We start from the raw sequence: 16,695 nt of genomic DNA, 5'->3' as shown, positions 1-16,695 counted from the left end.
GTCAGATGGTTTTCAGTTTTGTTTCGATATTGCGGGCGAGACCCGGTAATTGCCTTTGCACAGCTTGGGCTAGATCAAAACGCGCCTGCAGGCTCACGCGTGGTACCAGCGCAGCGATAGGAATTTCTTGACCACGTTTGATGGATTTAGCGCCGGTACGAACTCTTTCAGCACGCTTGAAGCGGCGAAGCTGTTGTTGATTCTCTTGGATGTTCTCGGCCATCAGAATGGCCTTGCCATTCTTCTGGATGAAATAGGCATTTCCGGAGGAAATGAGGGCGTCGATTATTCGTTTGAATGCGCGCCGCCCGATACGGCGACCTTCTTCCGTGAGCGGAATCAGCATGCGACCTGCAATGTTTCCTCCGCGCATATGTACCCCTAGCCAGGAAATTTTGGAACCGATGAGCAATGCAGGTAACTTGTTTGGGTTACGATCAAATACTTGAGCGCGCACCGATCTGAGAAATCTTTGCTGCTTGACGGTGAAGTCAGCCTTCATTTGGTTACGCACGCTCTCGACCAATTGCCTGCTTTCTGCACGCATTCCAGCTGTGACTGCTTTGCGAATGTTGACCTGTTTGGATAGCGACCATGAGGACAACTTGGCAGGATCAAGCAAGCCTGCACGGCTTAACGAGATTTTTAGCACGACAATTGCTTCATTATTTTGGTGATGGTGTCGTTGGAGCCTTGGCTGCCGGCAGCGATTACCGTGAGTAGATTGGCGAGAGATCTTGCTTCGTGTCGATCGATGGCTACTAAAAACGCAGACACCTGCGCCAGGGTGTAATCCCTGATGCTCTCGTACGAGTGACCCGCGCTGATCAGTTGCTGGATGGCATCCGCCCAGCCATTCGTGTTTCGAGCCTGGCTGCCGCTTCCATTACGCTTGGCAGCAGGCGCTGGATAAAAAAATCGGCATTGACCTCAAACACAGTGGATGCCAACTTCACGGCATCATCCAATTCAAGTTCGGCGACCCAGTCGCGGGGACGACGAGCAGCAATAGTCAAGGCCTCGATGAGGGCATCGCCATGTTCTGCGATCAGCGCCAGCCAATCAGGAGAAGCGGAAAGATGAGCCGCTATCGGTTGCACCGCGCGACTGAATGCAGGCAGTTCGCCTATCTTGATGGGAGTGATGTCAATTGTTTCATCATTAACGACGATAGAGGTTGCAACCGGTGGTAGGGCTGAGAAATTATTATCACTCATAGCAGAATGACCCGACCGAATTGCCCAAACTGTCCTGTAGCCGATTTGGTGAGATCAGCTAGCACTTGACCCGATAGCTCGAATTTCATCAGATCGTTGCCGATCACTGATAACTCCTTGGCTGGGTTGATCGCCACGCGATACAGATCGATTACAACCTCATGATTAGAATCAGCAGTATTCAATCCTTCAAAACGCACCCAACGTTCCGGTAGAGGTTGAGTGAACATGGCCGTGATATTGGCTGCACCATAGCTATAGTCGACCTTGAACGGCTCGGTATAGGGGCCACCGGCAGTTTTGTCGTTGATGATGAGGGAGCCGTGTTTTGCGTTTACCGTGTATTGTGTTGAAGGTAAAGTTAACGGTGTGCCACTCGAATCCTTGACTACCACGCTCGATACATTCTGCTTGGAGAGAAGATTGAGACTGCCAAGGGTGACCGGATTGGGCAATAGCTCGCTCGTTACAGTGCCACTCGCCACAATCGTGGTCGAGCCATATAATGCCAGTTCCAGGTTAGACTGAATCCATTCTTCGAGGGTGCAGGCGAACTCGCCTTTCTTGGTTCGGATCAGCTGCAAATCGGTCAAACGCTGTCCGGATTGGGATTCCTGGTGTTCAAGCGTATCGACTGAAATCGATACCTTGAGATCGGGCACATTACCTACGAAAGTGAGTCCTGCAGGGTTACCGTTAGTATCGCGGCTACCGATAAAGACACGGCCTTGTCCAGAGAAATATGCCATGGATTACTCCTTTACTTTGCGATTGGGTTTGTTTTTAGTTGGAACATCTATATTTGATGAAGCGGGATCTTCTGAAGATGAGCTGGCAATCTCATCGGCTGCTTTGCCAACACTGTACTGGATCAGCCAGGAAGCGGTCATTTCATCGACTTCGAGTACATGGCCCGCGAAATGCACTTGGCCTTCATGGGTGTGAGTTTTGAGAAGTTTGATGCGATACATGGCATTTATCCTTTCTGCGTTAAATCATGAGTGAGTGTGCGATAGGTGATCCGGTAGCGGGCGGGCATGGCAGCCAACGCCATATCGGCGTCATCTTGCTGCCACTCACAATCGAGCTCTTCCAAGCTTTGTGCCAGACCATCAAGATTTCTATATGTCATCAATACACTATGGGCAGCGGCTAACAATCGATCGGCAATAGGCTCTGGCTCTTCCACTACGGTGCCACAAGCCAGCGCCACGATGCGGAGTGCCAGTTCCCGCTCACTACGTTCATTGATGCGTTGCACGGCTTCCATCTCTGGAAAAACCAACAGTGCGGGAAGTCTCGATCGATCGGTCGGAATAGTCGGTTGGCGTTGAATGGTTGCACCCTGAAGCGTAGCTACTGGAGTAAGCTTGGCGACGATTTTCTGGATGATTTGTTCGCGGATACTTTGCATTATAATTTTGAGAGAGTGGCTCTTGCTTCGCTGCCGTCGCGAATTTGTCGCACTTCGCGTACTTTGTAAGATTCACCCGCAATCTGTACTAAATCACCGATGGTCAAGGTGAGCCAGGAAGTGGGATACTCGATATGGTAATCACGTGAAAGCGCTAGCCCATCGAGGACTGTTTCAGCAGGTGCACGAAAGGCGCACTGGATGGTCACGCTACCAACTGTGACCGATGTTAACAGTTGATTACGAGCAGCGGCTTCGTACAGATCGGTAACGTTCATCAGGAAGCCGTGAGTTTCAGTAGTACGCCTGGGCGGTGGCACATCGGCAAGGGATTACTCTGCGTGTGCAGATCGGTGCCACGCTCAAATTTGCGCGGCTCTTGCTTGGCATACAGTTCTTGACCCAAAGTATTGACCGTTTCATTGAAATCCGCTGGGGAAAAATAAGTAGCAAATGTATCGAGCGTTCCTTCGGGAAACGCGATCGCTTCATTGTCCGGAATGAATTTACGTATGGTGCCGGCTGCATCGGTAGCAAAACCGACATACTCTTCAAATACGAGTCCACCGAAGCGAAACCCGCTACGCGTATCATCGATCAGGGCTGCGCCTTGCTGATAAAACGCAAACGCCTTCTCGACATTATCGTGAGAGGTGAGCGCATCGAAGAACTGTGGCGAGCATAATACGCGCACGCCGGTCGCTACTTCACCCAACAGATTCTTCTCGATAGTGCGCAGCACTTCATTGCATTTAACTTTGACCTTGGTCGTGCTACTGCTTAGCTGGAAGTTAATCGTGGACTGCGTGACGTTGAACTCAGTAAAAAGATCGTAGATCACGCTGCCATCGGCATCAAGGATCTGACCTTTGAGTGCGCCCATGCGCAGATGTTCCAGAGTGATCGCGTGCTTGTTGCGCATGGTGGCAAGTTTACGTGCCATCACGCCGGCAATGGCTTCCAGTTGATTTTCTGAGCCAAAAGCACGGATACCCTGGACTTCCTCCGGTAGCACCACATCATCATGTGGAATGTGCGGCACAATAAAAGAGCGCACTTTACGTTTGCCCTGGGTGCCGACCGTGCCAGGTGAACCAGGGGGTAGAGTAGGCAGCAGATTCAGAATGCCATGTATTTCCTCCACCACGATGTTGCGTTGGATAACCGGGTTGGCATTAAATAAATTTAACTCACCAATGCGCCCATAGCGATTGGGGATGAGATTAATGGCAGCGGTGAGGCTTGCCATCGAGAAAGCGGGATTGAGAAAGGGATTCTGCATAGGTGTTCTCCAGGTAGGCTAAGCGCTTTGATAGACCAGTACGCCGCTAGCTTCAAGTTGGGTGAGGGCGGTGATCTTCTGCGGATTGGTGATGCCGGCAGGCCATACCAAGGCTTTATCCGCGACGATGGCATGGCGTGCAAGAATGAGGCCGTCTTTATCGAGCAGTGTGGCATCGACTGCTTCGATCAGAACACCTACTGCAGTCTGGGTGCCATCAGTGGCAGCAGGGTTCAAGGCATAAATCTTGCCGTCACTTGTTTTGCGTCCAACAACGGTGCCTAAACCCAGATTCTGGCCGGATGCGACCAATTCCTGTCTGCGCGAATAGCGGTGGCTTTCTTCGTATTTGACGAGGTCGCCAAGATAAAGGGATTCATTAATAACAGCCATAATGCGTTACTCCTTGACAGAAATTTTTTTGACTGCGGCAATCAGTGGGTTATGGACAGACGCAGCCGGTTCCTGAATTGCAGTCTTATCGGGGTCGATGGTAGAAAGAATCTCCGCTGACTGATGGGTTGCTTTCATCGTGAGCAGCAATTGACGCACTTGAGCTTCATTCAAACCTTGCGCGATAAACTCAGCTGCTTTAGCCGGGCAGCCTGCGATGAGGCATAGCTCCGCGATCGCTTGCGTCTCGCGGCGTATTTCCTCGCGAAAATCTGTAACCGATGCGGTGGCCTCAAGAGTCGAATTGGTTTCGACATTTGCGTCGCGTTCGTGTGTCTGTTCATCAGGTGCTTCATGATTTTCTGGCATGTTGAATTCCTTGTGATGGGTTGCGCAGCCGACCTGAGTTTGCGCCCGGGCCGGACTGCGCGAACGGCCCTGCGGGGTAAGAAAAGTGTTAAATTCGGTGAGCACTTCATCAAAACTCATGAGACTGTCTGCAAGACCTGTCTGGATCGCTTCTGGGCCGAAGTAGAGGCCTGCTTCGGTTGCGCGCACTGAGTCTTCTGAAACAGCACGCATGGTGGCGACATGAGCCACAAACAAGTCATACAGGCGGTTTACCTCTGCCTGGAGTCGTGCCTGTGCCTCGCTCGATAATGGCTCATGCGGCGAGTAGTCACTTTTATGTGCACCTGCCGTGATCGCGGTGTAGCGAAGACCGTTTTTACTGTCGGCTGCGGATTGATCGACGTGCAGGGCGATGACGCCGATACTGCCTACGCCACCTGTACGCGTGGTGATGATTCTGGATGCAGCACACGCAATGGCATATGCTGCGGAGAAGGCGCTATCGTTAGCGATCGCCCAGATAGGCTTAATCGTTGAGGCTGTACGGATAAATTCAGCCAACTCGAATACGCCGCCCGTTTCGCCTCCTGGAGAATCGACATCGAGTAGAATGCCGCGTACAGAGGGATCGCGCAGCGCTGCACTCAGTAGGGTTTGAATCTCGGTGTAACTTGTGAGTCCCGAGGCAGCTTCCAGTCCCAGCGTGCGCTTGACCAGTGTGCCTTGTACGGGAATGACTGCTACACCACTACTGCCCGTTGGTTGATCGCGGCGAGCAGATAATGGTACGATCATATTAGTATCCGATCCACCAATGCGACTACCAAGCACCGACAGAATCACATCCAATTTGGAACGATTGATGAGCAGTGGCGTGCCGTAGAGGCGTGCTGCAATATGGGGTAACTGCATGGTTATTCCTGCGAGGGTTGATTGGCTGAAAATGAACTCGTTTCACCCGATTTGCCATGGTCGGGTAGCAGCAGTGCATCGCTACACCATCGCCCCCTAAGAACCGGACATGAGTATTTCTATCTCATCCGGCTCAAGCCTTTCAAAGCTCCTTATGGGGAGCCGGTTTCACAACGTTCAAATTCTGGCTATGCACTTGGCGGTGGCAATTCGGATGCAGCAGTATCAAGTTTGAGAGACGGTCACTACCACCCATCACACGGGGTACGATGTGGTGGACATTGAACCCTTGTTCAAGATAAATGGGCTGTTTACAGACGGGGCAAACCCCGCCCTGTTCAGCGTATAATCTGACCAAGCGCCGCGTATGCCGGCTTGTGTCCAGCATGCGGTACCCTCTGCGCTTCTCAAAATAGTGCTCATACTGCGGGTCATACGGATTGGCTGCGCCCCGTATTTTGATATGCCGTTTGCCAACGGGGGTTGATGCGGCATACAGAAGGCGCTTTTGCTTGCGCTCGCCACGATGGTTTATGAAGTCCGCCGCAAAGTGCCATTGGCGTTGGCCAATACACTTGAAGTAACGTTGTCTTATCCATCGTTTCCCTTTTGCGGGGTGACGACGCACTGCCCATCGCCATAATGCATGGAAGATTTGCATATCTATCCATTCGAATGCCTGCTTGGCCACGACAGTCTTGTGGTAGTTCACCCAGCCCCGGATTTTCGAGTTGAGCAGCCCAATCAAGTATTCCGTCTTGGCTTGCGCGTTGCTCTTGATGGTTTTGCGTATATCTTCCAGAAACGCGAGAATGTTCTTGCGTGATGGTTTGATCAGCAACTTGCCTTTGTACTTGCGGACGTTTTGACCAAGAAAGTCAAAACCCTCGTCGATATGCATGATGCGGGTTTTCTCCGAAGAGAGTTCCAAACCGCGTTGGCGCAGGAAATCTTGCACCAAAGGCAGCACTTCATGTTCGAGTATTTCCTGGGATTTACCGGTAATGATGAAGTCATCAGCATAACGGCAGAAGTTGACTTGGTATTTGTCCGCCACGTACTGGCTGCGCTTACCAAACTTGGAAGTCTGGAAGCGAGCAATGAGTTGTTCTTCTAGGCCATCCAAGGTCATGTTCATCAGAATGGGCGAAATGACCCCGCCCTGCGGTGTGCCTGCATCCGTTGCGAACCATTGCCTTTGATCCACGTAGCCTGTCTTGAGCCACTGTTTGAGCATCCCGCTATCGGTTGGGATGTTTTGCAGCAGCCATTCGTGGCTAATGTGATCAAAGCAGGCACGGATATCCGCCTCCAGAATCCATTGTGCCGCCCAGCGTTTGGACAGTGCCGTAAAGCATTGCTCAATCGCATCAGCGGTACAACGTTCAAGGCGAAAGCCGTAGGAGTTGACATCTGCCTTGGTTTCCGCGATGGGATCTAGTGCCAGCGCATAAAGCGCTTGCATAGCACGGTCTTTCATCGTTGGGATACCCAGCGGGCGCTGTTTTCCGTTCGTTTTAGGAATATAGACACGGCGCAGGGGTTGCGCTCGATACCCTCGACGTTTGAGCGATTGCACAGCGCGGGCTTTGTTCTGCGGCCTAGGCCACAGCTCACCATCCACACCGGGCGTTCGCTTGCCATCGTTTTCAGTCACTCGTTTGACGGCTATTGCTTTGCCGTAGAACGAGTGGGTCAGCAGCCATTGCAAGGCTTTCACCTTGCCCCAGCGGCCTTCCTGTGTTGCCTTGGCAATACGCACTTGCAGCCTTCTGACGTAACGATGCGCTTCGGCCCAGTCAATGCGGTGCCAAAGTGAATCAATGTCGGGTGATGCACACACGGCAGACGCCGCATTCATTTGCTTTTCATCCTTAAAAGGTTCTACAAATTTTCTCACCAAGAAAGACCAGCAGGAAGTGGGCTCGCTTTCGCGCGAGATGATGTTGCAATCTCTATCTGCGCCATTACAGCGCAGCATTTGCTTTTTCCTGCCTCCTCTACCTACATCGCCATCAATTTCCCTTGCGGTCAATCTGCTTGCATCCATCATCAAGCAGCGATATAGGCTTGCCGTGTTCCACGCAAATAACAAAGAATGGTTTAGGTCCCACCTCTTCCCCGACAGTCATTTGTCCCTGTATTCGGAACCCGTAACCGAATAACCGACTGCATACCTTTTGGTTCGAGCCTATCAGCACTTTTGGCTCGTTCTTCTGTAACGAGGTTTATCGGTAGTTCACTTGTGTTGACCATATCATCCAACCTAGCATCCCGTCGTCTTTGTGCTGACAGCTTCGGTTCTATCTCGCGATTTCACCTTACTTCCCGAAGGAAGAGGATTACATTGTTCCGACAGCTTCAGACCAAACCGTTACCAGTTTCGCCTGTGTCGGTAGGTTACGGTTGAGGGCACAACCGGTTGTATCTTTTTTTTTTCATCAAGTACAACAATTACTTGCGCGACTTTTCACGTCGCACGCGGGGATCTGAATCGAAAATGAGCCCCAGACTGTCTGCCCGCTCGTTATCTGCTGCAATCTCTCGATCGACGTCTTCGGCGTCATAGCCATTGGCGGAAATCGCCTCAGAGCGACTCATGAGACCAGAGCGAATCGCTGATTTCATGGCTTCGGTTTCCTTTAACGGATCGACCCATTGCCAGCCCTGTGGAATCCACTTGACCGATTGATAGGCACGGCGGCGAGTTGCATAGCTGGGTAGAATCAGCGCACCTGCCAAGACCGCCTGTTCCATCCAGACGCGAAAGACTGGGCGACAAAGCTGATGCACAATCACGCTGTGTTGGATCGCCTCACAACGACGGCGAAATTCCAAAAGGCCTGCACGAATGCTGGAATAATTCACTTGCGTCAGATCACCGGTGAGCATCTCGTAAGTGATCCCCATGGCAGCAGCCACCGCTCTAAATTGCTGGCGCATGAATTCCGAGTAACTTGAACCTACGTCAGCAGGTTGGCTGAACTTGATGTCTTCGCCGGGTTCGAGAATCTGCAAGGTGCCAGGCTCTAATCCTGCCAGTGCTACTCCATTGGCATCGGTCATACCTTCGCCCATCAGATTATCTTCTGGACTCAAGCGGGTTATGAAGCCTGCGAACATGGCAGCGGTCTTTTTACGCACGAGTTCGGCATCATCGTACTGGTCGAGTTCATGCAATTTGATCAGCGCACGTGCGAGCCACGGCTCACCGCGAATCTGACCGGGTCGCAAGGGGCGAAACAGATGAATGACCTCTGTGGCGGGTATCCGCACCGGAATGAGACTCCCACCTGCACCACTCATAGGAGCCAGCAGCGCATCGTCCGGATGCGAGCGATACATCCAATACGCCACACGTCGCCCGAGGCTGTCGAATTCGATACCACAGCGGATACTGTTACCATTGCTGGCTACCGTGTTATAAGTGATGGGCACATGTTCGGGTTCCAATACCTGCAATTGCAGCGGCACGCTGAGATCATCTTCGGGTCGACGCAGCCGAATCCGGATGAACGCTTCACCGCCTTCCAACATGGCCCTGACGCTGAGTGATTGTAAGCCATAGAAATCGGTGAGTCCGGCCGCATCGGCCTCCTCGACCCAATCCCACCACAGCGCATGAATCGTTTCGCGTATCGCCTGGTCTTTAACCATCGACTGGGGCTTGATACCGGTACCGATGGCATTGGCTACGAAAGCTTCCACACCTGCAGCGGCCCACGCATTACGTCGTACCAGATCCCGGCTCTTGGCGCGCAGATCATCTTGCGCATAGGCCAGAGCACTGACTGCACCCAGATTGACCGGCATCCAGGCAAGGCTGCGGCGGCCTGAGCCCACGCCATCATAGATAGGTGCGCCGTTGGTTCCGAACAAGCGGCGGCGAATAGTAGAGAAAAAACTCATCAGAACCCTTTGTTGCTGGTTACGCGAATTTGACGGGGTGAGTTTGTAATCTTCAATCCACGCTTGACTTCGCGGATTGCTGCTTTGAGGTCCTCCACCGAGCGATATTCCACTGTTTTGTCGGCAAACGTGACGCGATGTTCACCGCGTGCCAGCGCTATTTCCAGAGCAGTCAGTTGATCTTGGGTGTAGGCCATGAATGGTTATAACTTTGGAGTAAAATTGCGTTGTGCCTTATGTCATCCAGCGGCTACGAATCAACCGCCTGCTTCGTTTTGTTTCTATGGAAGCGGTGGGTTCACTGGCTGTAGTGTCGTTGTGATGGTTGATAGTCATCGGTTGTGGTGCGGATGGCGGTTCAAAAATACCAAGCTGCTTTTCCAGTTCGCGCCAATGGCGTTCTTCGAATCGGTCTAGTCCTGCCAGACTTGCTGCTGCCCGGGCATACACATAGCAGTCGAGCGCTTCATTGCGTTCGCGGATCTTCTGCCATTCGCGAATGGCGAAACCATGGCGGTTGCGTCTGGTGACGAGTTGCTCGGCACATAGTTGCTGCACGAATTCGGCATCCACCTTGGGCAGATGCATGAAACCAGCCGGGTAGTTAATGACCCCATCCTCGTTGGTGTCGATGTGCTTGCGTAAATTGTTGTAAAGCTCCTGCTTGGCGATGCCACCTGCTACTGAAAATACTTTCACCCCACGGCGCAGCTTCTTGCCACGGGTGGTAGCATCCACGGCTGTAGGTGTACCCACTAGCGCCGCGCCACGTGCTATTCCCTTGACCGCCATGATTCTGGAGTCTTTAACCGAGCGCACAAAAGCATAAGCCTCCTGCGTGGCAAAACCGGTATCGATGGCAAAACGTGCAAGCGGCATAGCAGCACCCGATTCATGCGTCCATGTCTCCATGATCATGTGCGCCAAGCTTTGCCACACGCTATCGCGTGCGGTGTCGCCCATCAGTACACGATGTTCGATCAGCCAGGATTCCTTGCCACGGCCAAAGGCCCAGATCGAAACTTCGATGCGGTCTTTTTGAATATCGGCGCCACCGGTGAGGAGCAGGCCACTTAGAGGGATCATGCCAATCTGGTAATCCTCACGCCGCTCAAGTAGCTGTTGCCAATCAGGCGCTTCGCCTTCTTCTAACCAGGTCTCACCCAGTTCGGTGTTCTTGAAAGTCTTGATGGCGGAAGCCGAGCCAGATTCCTTGTTGATGGCGCCTTCCCAGGCAGCGGCGATATCCCGCCAGCTACGCCAGCCGATGGGACTATAGAGACTGGACAGATGAAAACCAGCGGTCTTGCTTCCATTTTCTGATGCCATGGCGCGCCACTCACCGCATTCCAGCATCCAGGTCTTATGATGCTCAGCAATTGGTTGGGCACAAGATTCGCAAACGTAAGCTACCGTTTCTGGTTGGCTTTTCTGCCAGCGCAATTGTTCGAAACGCAACCATTGACGGTGTGAGCAATGCGGGCAGGGCACGAAGTAGCGACGCTGATCACTCGCTTCATACTCGCGCTCGATGGCGCTCGCCCCCGATATGGTTGGCGTTGACACGATGAAGATCTTGCGACGGGCAAAGGTGCGGGTGCGTGCTTCTGCCAGCGAGATGGCATCACCTTCGCCCTCGACATCCAGCGGATAACCATCCACCTCATCGAGAAATAGGTAGCGCACCGGCATCGAGCGCAAACCCACTGCGCTGTTGGCGCCGGTCATCACCAATACTCCGCCGCGAAATTCCTTGGCTAGTATCGTGTTGCCTGCATCGCGGCTCCTGGCGGGTGCGATCAGCTCAGCTAGCGCGGGAGATTCTTCGATCAATGGGTCGATGCGCTGTTTGGAGTTGCGCTTGGCCATTTCCACGGTGGGTGACACTGCCATCATCGGGCCTGGAGCGTGATGGATCACGTAGCCTATCCAGTTATTGCCCATTTCGGTCGCTCCGAGCTGAGCCGCCTTCATGAACACCACGCGCTCGATCGGTGACATCGGCGACAGGCAATCCATGATCGCTTTCAAATAAGGCGTGCGGCTGGTGCGCCAACGCCCCGGTTCAGCCGATGCTTTGCTCGACAGTATCCGATGGCGATCAGCCCATTCAGATACCGTAAGTAACGGATCAGGCGTTAAACCCTCGCGCCAGGCGCGCTCGATCTCGAGAGCCCCTTCGTAATTCTCAATCTGCATCAATCTATCCTGGGGCGCAGTTCACCGAGTTCCTGTAGATGCTCACGCACGGCGGCTTCCAACGCGACGTGCATCGCATGCGGATCGACGTCGAGTTTGGCGGCGAGTTGCGCCGAGATGCGCGCGGGCCAATTGAGCCAAGCATCGCGCTCCGTACGAGCCAGCTGGAATACATGCGCAATGGCCTGTGGTCGATCGACGAGTTCGCCCTTGAGTTGGGCGAGGCGTACTTTGTTCGTCTGCGCTTTGACCACTTCATTGACCGTGCGCGCTTGCAATAGCGAGGTGCCATTAGCAGAACTCGTTGAGGAAATCGACTCTGCGGCTGTGTGATTTTGCATGAAATTCTTCTTGCGTGGAGAGGCGGTGTTCTGCTCCCACTCTCGGTCTGCCTGCTCAGGATTAATAGTGCCATCGGCTTGTTGCGTAATCCGTCCAGCTTCGACTGCTTTGATCACGGCAACATGGGAAACACCGCGATGACGAGCGTAGGCGCGAATCGATAACCCCATGATCATAATCAATCATTTGATTGAAGAAAGTGCATGTTCTGCTTGTCTTTTTGCTCAAGTGAAGCGTTCATAGCACCGTCATTAATAAATAGCAGGAGAAAAAATGAGCTACACCACCAACGGTTATACGATCGATGAAATTGGTTTTATCCAGACTGCATTGACCAAGGTGCTCGTTGCGGCGGCACGCGGTGAATTGGATCTGAACCGCCTGGCACGCGAAGAATTAGCCTCACGTGGCCTGGATCAGAACGGTGCCTGGGTTGGCTTCGAGCAGGCTGCAAAGATTCATAATGTTTAAGGAGAAAGCTACATGACCATCAAGCTGAGTCCCGCACAACAACAAATTATTAGCCATGCTGCCGCACATACGGACGGCAAACTGATCTGGTTTCCCGATAACCTCAAGGGTGGAGCTAGATCGAAAGTGATCGAGAGCATGTTTAACCGCGGTTTGATTACCATTGATAAAACTGATTGGTTTGTTTCAGAACAAGGCTATCAAGCCTTGGGATTGCCGCGTCGAGCATCGTTTACCCCTGCAGCATCGGATTCGGTTAAAGAAACAAAAGCCACTCAACCCCATAAACCTCGCTCGCGCGACAATAGCAAGCGAGCACAGATGATTGCCATGCTTAAGCGTCCTGAAGGCACAACCATCGATCAGCTTTGTGAGATGACAGGATGGCAAGCGCACACGGTGAGAGGGGCTCTAGCTGGGACGCTAAAGAAAAAGCTCGGACTGACTATCACCTCTGAAAAAGCAGAGGCAAGTGAGCGAGTATATCGCATAACGTAAGTGACCCATGCCAAGAGCGGCAGATGCCGCTCCGTGTAGATTTTGGTTTTAACTCGGCTATTTTTTGGCAACCGCGCTCTTGAAGGTTGCACCGGCAGCGAATCTCGGCACGGTTGTCGCAGCGATCGAGAGTTTCTCGCCTGTCCTGGGGTTCTTGCCCTCTCGGGCAGCGCGTTGAGCTGTTTTGAACGAACCAAAACCAGGTAAAGCCACATTACCCCCCTCTCTCACGGTTTCAATGATGGTATCAAGTGCGGCGTTCAAGGCACGGCCCGCATCTGCTTTGGTTAAGTTGGCGCGTTTAGCAATCTGCTCAATCAGTTCGGTCTTGTTCATCGCTTGAGATACTCCTGTTGGTTGAGAAGCTTGCAGTATAACCGTTTAGACTTTGTTGTCACATCACGGTGTTACCCACACTCTTAATTGTTGCATGCCTGATCTTCAGTCTTGGCTTTTAATTTACGCTGATATCTCTTGACGCTCCGAAGCCACTTCAGCAAATGTTTGTTCGCATCCAGCCAGGATGGCTTGTTTGCCCGTAAACGACTCCCAGCGTCTCACAATCACATCCACATACTTCGGATCGAGTTCCATCAGCCGTGCCTGACGTCCCGATTTCTCAGCGGCGATCAGCGTTGTTCCTGAACCACCAAACGGATCGAGCACGATGTCGCGACTTTTGCTCGAATTGACGATGGCGCGTTCCACCAGTTCCACTGGCTTCATGGTGGGATGCAGATCGTTCTTGGTCGGCTTGTTGATGTGCCATACGTCTCCTTGATCGCGTGCGCCGCACCAGAAATGGTCAGCACCTTCGCGCCAGCCGTACAGGATAGGTTCATATTGGCGCTGGTAGTCAGAACGACCGAGCGTAAAAGTGTTCTTGGCCCAGATGATGAAAGTCGACCACTTGCCACCCGCGGACCGGAAAGCGGCTTGCAGCGTGTCGAGCTCTGACGAACTCATGGCGATGTAAACCGCCCCCTTGGTAACCGAGAGTATGTTACTGCAAGCGGCTTCGAGAAAAGGTTTAAACTCACCACCGAGATTGTCATTCAAAATCGGGCGATGTTTGCCGCGCAGTTTGTCTTTTGCGCTGTTGGCATAATTGACCCCATAAGGTGGATCGCAAAAGGTCATGTCTGCCAACTCGTTCCCAAGCAGCAGTTGGTAATTCTCGGCGTCAGTTGCATCGCCACAGAGCAGGCGGTGGTTTCCCATCAGCCACACATCGCCCATGCGGGATACAGGATGCTCGGTAGGCTCAGGTACCGCATTCTCATCGGTCAGGCCTGTCTGATCTTCTGGAGACAGTAGCTCATCAAGCTCATCACTACTGAAACCCAGCAGATCCAGATCGAATCCGGTTGAATTGAGATCAGCAACCTCCAAGGTCAGTAGTTCTTTATTCCAACCAGCATTCTCGGCTAGGCGATTGTCCGCCAGAATGTATGCGCGCTTCTGAGTAGGGGAGAGGTGAGCCAGTTCGATCACTGGCACAGTATCCATGCCGAGTTTACGTGCAGCGAGCAGTCTGCCGTGGCCGGCGATGAGACCGTTGTGACCGTCGACCAGGAGTGGTGATGTCCAACCAAATTCTATCATCGACGCGGCAATTTGCGCGACCTGTTCATCGGAATGGGTACGGGCGTTATTGATATAAGGCACGAGCGATTCGATTGGGCGGTATTCGATGTGTAGGTTTTGCATGGCAATAAAAAACCCGTCACGTGGACGGGTTGGTATGGGGTGGTAACTGGTAACTCTGGTAACCTGATTTTTTGCTCTGTCGCTAGCGCGATGTCGGGCGCGCGCCCCCCGCATGCCATCCTGGGCAGGAAGGACCCATCAAATCCCCTAAGGGCTTGTTGATTGTGTTTCTGTTCAGAAGATAGGTGAAATAATACATGATTTCTTCCTTTTTGTTGCACAATCAATTGCTTACCGAAAGGACAAATGCAGTAAAACAGGGACAAACGCGGCAAACATTACTCCCCATGACCCAGGAATTTGGAAGTTTTAAGAACAAGCTGAAACCTCCTCATGTCGTACTGTTTCCGCGTGAGATGGTAGAAGAAGCTACAGCAGAACCTGACAAGCATTCCTGATTAAGTCGAGTTGCAACGACCTCCAAGGCTTTCTGCCAGCGTCGCCATGCCGTGGTACGGTCGCAAGCAAAGTGGATCGTGATGTCTCGCCAGCTATAGCGCTTGGCGCGCATCCACACCAAGTGCCGTTGCTCTATCTCCAGCCACTGCACCCAGCGCATAGTTTCATGCATGCGGTCGATCGCAGCTGGCTCGGGTGGGAAGCGGTACACCCGCGGCTCAGCACCCAGCTTCTCCCACGCCATGCGTTGAATGTCTGGCCAGCAGTTGAAGTAACCTTGAACGCGTACCGGCGGAAGACGATCTGCTGTTTGAACTGCCTCCGAGAAACGTTCTGCAACGAGCTCAGCTGTCCATTTAACCATGACGTGCTCCTTTCTCACCGTACAAGCGCTCGCCAATGCGCTTGAGCAATTCGCGTTCCATCCAGTCGAGGCGATCGTCATCTGCTGACACCACGAGGATGTGCTGCTCACGCCAGCCGTTTTGCTTGATTGCTTCCAGGTCAGTCACTTGTGGTTGTAGACGACCGAGGGGGCAGCGATAGTGTTGTTGTGTAAGCTTCATATCACATCTCCCTTATCAGTTAGCGCACAATCTGATCTTTGTTCCATCTGGCGAATCAAAGCTTCACGCTTGGCGTTAAAAGCGGCCTGTGCGTCCTTTGTCACTTCAGCCCATGCTTGACGATTGATCGCCTGCCGTTCAGCACGTGTGAGTCTGATAGAGGCGCTTGGACGCGTCATGGATAGGGTCTTCTGTTTCATCTGCCGCAATTGTTGTTCGCATTCGATGAAGTAACGTCGCACCTGCCGTCCCCGAGGCGTGCGCTCGACCATCGCTAGTTCTTTTGCCATGTCGAGTGTCAGCAAGTAATCCTTGCTGCGGCGATCGCCCCCATGTGATTTTTGATTCGCCGAATTTGGCGAATCAAGTACGAGAAAATCTTCATCCTTAGCAAAGCCGTATTCATCGATACGTCCCTTGATCCAGTTTGAGAAATCTCGCCTAACTTCAAGGTATTGATGTAGCAACCTGGCATCGACTAATTGCACGGTTTCACCATTTATCGCTCCAGAGATCACAGGGATCAATGTGGTAGTGTTCATTTGATATCTCCATGTTCCAAAGCCCAATACAGCAGTGACAGTGCATCGGCTTCGTTATCATCAACAGGGGTGTGACCAAGTTTACGGATGGAAGAAATCATCTCGTCCTTGCATGCATTGCCCTTGCCCGTAACATGCTTCTTGATCGTACCCACCGGCACACCTTGATATGGAATGTTGTGATGCTCACACCACGCCGTGAGTGTTGCCAAGAAACCGCCATAGGCGTGTGCGGCGTCCACCCCTACATGTCGTCGTACCTCTTCCATGAACACAGCGTCGATGCCATCGTGGCATCCCTTGAGTTCTGTCAGCCAACGCTTGAACCGGAGGTAGCGCATGCCGCCTCCTTCGAAACGTTGCGGTTTGAACTGCTCGGTGCCGCTCGTGATGATGCCGTCGCGGCTGGCTAATGCCCAGCCAGTGTGAGTGCCCAAATCAAGGGCGAGAAGTGCTGCTGTCATGATCAAAATCTCCTTCTTGACTGAAT

22 protein-coding genes are annotated in these 16,695 nt (G+C 52.6%); 2 read left to right on the top strand and 20 right to left on the bottom strand.

From position 1 onward, the window contains the following. Position 1: 1 nt before the first annotated feature. The 14 genes from BM122_RS04695 to BM122_RS04630 form a co-directional block, all read right to left on the bottom strand. Positions 2 to 652 (bottom strand): DUF6441 family protein, encoded by a 651-nt coding sequence (locus BM122_RS04695; RefSeq protein ID WP_074904108.1) that lies wholly within the window; start codon positions 650 to 652, stop codon positions 2 to 4. A gap of 175 nt (positions 653 to 827) precedes the next feature. Continuing rightward, positions 828 to 1,217, bottom strand: coding sequence for a DUF6631 family protein (locus tag BM122_RS04690; protein ID WP_074904106.1), 390 nt, complete (start codon positions 1,215 to 1,217; stop codon positions 828 to 830). After that, complete coding sequence (locus BM122_RS04685) at positions 1,214 to 1,966, bottom strand: phage tail tube protein (RefSeq protein WP_074904105.1); 753 nt, start codon at positions 1,964 to 1,966, stop codon at positions 1,214 to 1,216. The genes BM122_RS04690 and BM122_RS04685 overlap by 4 nt, the downstream gene beginning before the upstream one ends. A gap of 3 nt (positions 1,967 to 1,969) precedes the next feature. Then, complete coding sequence (locus BM122_RS04680; protein WP_074904104.1) at positions 1,970 to 2,188, bottom strand: DUF7210 family protein; 219 nt, start codon at positions 2,186 to 2,188, stop codon at positions 1,970 to 1,972. A gap of 5 nt (positions 2,189 to 2,193) precedes the next feature. Then, entirely contained in the window at positions 2,194 to 2,631 is a 438-nt protein-coding gene (locus BM122_RS04675; protein WP_074904102.1) for a hypothetical protein, read from the bottom strand. Then, positions 2,631 to 2,909: a hypothetical protein gene (locus BM122_RS04670; RefSeq protein ID WP_074904101.1), complete on the bottom strand. Its 279-nt coding sequence runs from the start codon at positions 2,907 to 2,909 to the stop codon at positions 2,631 to 2,633. The genes BM122_RS04675 and BM122_RS04670 overlap by 1 nt, the downstream gene beginning before the upstream one ends. Next, the gene (locus BM122_RS04665) at positions 2,909 to 3,913 is read right to left on the bottom strand and encodes a major capsid protein (RefSeq protein WP_074904100.1); all 1,005 of its coding nucleotides are present in this window, start codon (positions 3,911 to 3,913) and stop codon (positions 2,909 to 2,911) included. The genes BM122_RS04670 and BM122_RS04665 overlap by 1 nt, the downstream gene beginning before the upstream one ends. An 18-nt stretch (positions 3,914 to 3,931) precedes the next feature. After that, a complete protein-coding gene (locus BM122_RS04660; RefSeq protein WP_074904099.1) occupies positions 3,932 to 4,306 on the bottom strand; it encodes a head decoration protein in 375 nt (124 codons plus the stop codon). A gap of 6 nt (positions 4,307 to 4,312) precedes the next feature. Continuing rightward, a complete protein-coding gene (locus tag BM122_RS04655; RefSeq protein ID WP_074904098.1) occupies positions 4,313 to 5,569 on the bottom strand; it encodes a S49 family peptidase in 1,257 nt (418 codons plus the stop codon). 142 nt (positions 5,570 to 5,711) lie between these two features. Further along, entirely contained in the window at positions 5,712 to 7,550 is a 1,839-nt protein-coding gene (gene ltrA, locus BM122_RS04650) for a group II intron reverse transcriptase/maturase (RefSeq protein ID WP_256211877.1), read from the bottom strand. 473 nt (positions 7,551 to 8,023) lie between these two features. Further along, entirely contained in the window at positions 8,024 to 9,478 is a 1,455-nt protein-coding gene (locus BM122_RS04645) for a phage portal protein (RefSeq protein ID WP_074904097.1), read from the bottom strand. Then, positions 9,478 to 9,675 carry a phage head-tail joining protein gene (locus BM122_RS04640; protein ID WP_074904096.1) on the bottom strand — a complete coding sequence of 66 codons (198 nt, stop codon included), beginning with the start codon at positions 9,673 to 9,675 and terminating at the stop codon, positions 9,478 to 9,480. The genes BM122_RS04645 and BM122_RS04640 overlap by 1 nt, the downstream gene beginning before the upstream one ends. A 37-nt stretch (positions 9,676 to 9,712) precedes the next feature. After that, a complete protein-coding gene (locus BM122_RS04635; protein ID WP_074904095.1) occupies positions 9,713 to 11,677 on the bottom strand; it encodes a phage terminase large subunit family protein in 1,965 nt (654 codons plus the stop codon). Beyond that, positions 11,677 to 12,195: an elements of external origin gene (locus BM122_RS04630; protein WP_256211876.1), complete on the bottom strand. Its 519-nt coding sequence runs from the start codon at positions 12,193 to 12,195 to the stop codon at positions 11,677 to 11,679. Before BM122_RS04630 ends, BM122_RS04635 begins: the two co-directional genes overlap by 1 nt. Positions 12,196 to 12,292: 97 nt before the next feature. Here BM122_RS04630 and BM122_RS04625 point away from each other — a divergent pair, with 97 nt between their 5' ends. Together BM122_RS04625 and BM122_RS04620 are read left to right on the top strand one after the other, a co-directional pair. After that, on the top strand, positions 12,293 to 12,490 hold the full coding sequence (locus tag BM122_RS04625) for a hypothetical protein (RefSeq protein ID WP_074904094.1): 198 nt from the start codon (positions 12,293 to 12,295) through the stop codon (positions 12,488 to 12,490). Between the two features lie 12 nt (positions 12,491 to 12,502). Further along, on the top strand, positions 12,503 to 12,988 hold the full coding sequence (locus BM122_RS04620) for a DUF3489 domain-containing protein (RefSeq protein ID WP_074904092.1): 486 nt from the start codon (positions 12,503 to 12,505) through the stop codon (positions 12,986 to 12,988). A 57-nt stretch (positions 12,989 to 13,045) separates the two neighbouring features. On the opposite strand, the gene BM122_RS04615 is transcribed toward BM122_RS04620, so the two are convergent. The 6 genes from BM122_RS04615 to BM122_RS04590 form a co-directional block, all read right to left on the bottom strand. Further along, positions 13,046 to 13,324 carry an HU family DNA-binding protein gene (locus BM122_RS04615; protein WP_074904091.1) on the bottom strand — a complete coding sequence of 93 codons (279 nt, stop codon included), beginning with the start codon at positions 13,322 to 13,324 and terminating at the stop codon, positions 13,046 to 13,048. 123 nt (positions 13,325 to 13,447) lie between these two features. Beyond that, a complete protein-coding gene (locus BM122_RS04610) occupies positions 13,448 to 14,698 on the bottom strand; it encodes a site-specific DNA-methyltransferase (RefSeq protein ID WP_074904204.1) in 1,251 nt (416 codons plus the stop codon). A gap of 331 nt (positions 14,699 to 15,029) precedes the next feature. Further along, on the bottom strand, positions 15,030 to 15,461 hold the full coding sequence (locus BM122_RS04605) for a DUF6362 family protein (protein WP_074904089.1): 432 nt from the start codon (positions 15,459 to 15,461) through the stop codon (positions 15,030 to 15,032). After that, complete coding sequence (locus tag BM122_RS04600; RefSeq protein WP_074904087.1) at positions 15,454 to 15,663, bottom strand: hypothetical protein; 210 nt, start codon at positions 15,661 to 15,663, stop codon at positions 15,454 to 15,456. The genes BM122_RS04605 and BM122_RS04600 overlap by 8 nt, the downstream gene beginning before the upstream one ends. Next, positions 15,660 to 16,205 carry an antA/AntB antirepressor family protein gene (locus tag BM122_RS04595; RefSeq protein ID WP_074904086.1) on the bottom strand — a complete coding sequence of 182 codons (546 nt, stop codon included), beginning with the start codon at positions 16,203 to 16,205 and terminating at the stop codon, positions 15,660 to 15,662. Before BM122_RS04595 ends, BM122_RS04600 begins: the two co-directional genes overlap by 4 nt. Next, positions 16,202 to 16,669, bottom strand: coding sequence for a crossover junction endodeoxyribonuclease RuvC (locus BM122_RS04590; protein ID WP_074904084.1), 468 nt, complete (start codon positions 16,667 to 16,669; stop codon positions 16,202 to 16,204). Before BM122_RS04590 ends, BM122_RS04595 begins: the two co-directional genes overlap by 4 nt. Positions 16,670 to 16,695 lie beyond the last annotated feature (26 nt).

Source organism: Nitrosomonas communis (genome assembly GCF_900114745.1).
Taxonomy (GTDB): Bacteria; Pseudomonadota; Gammaproteobacteria; order Burkholderiales; family Nitrosomonadaceae; genus Nitrosomonas; species Nitrosomonas communis_A.
Note: the sequence above shows the minus strand (reverse complement) of the source record. Positions and strands in the feature narration are given on the sequence as shown.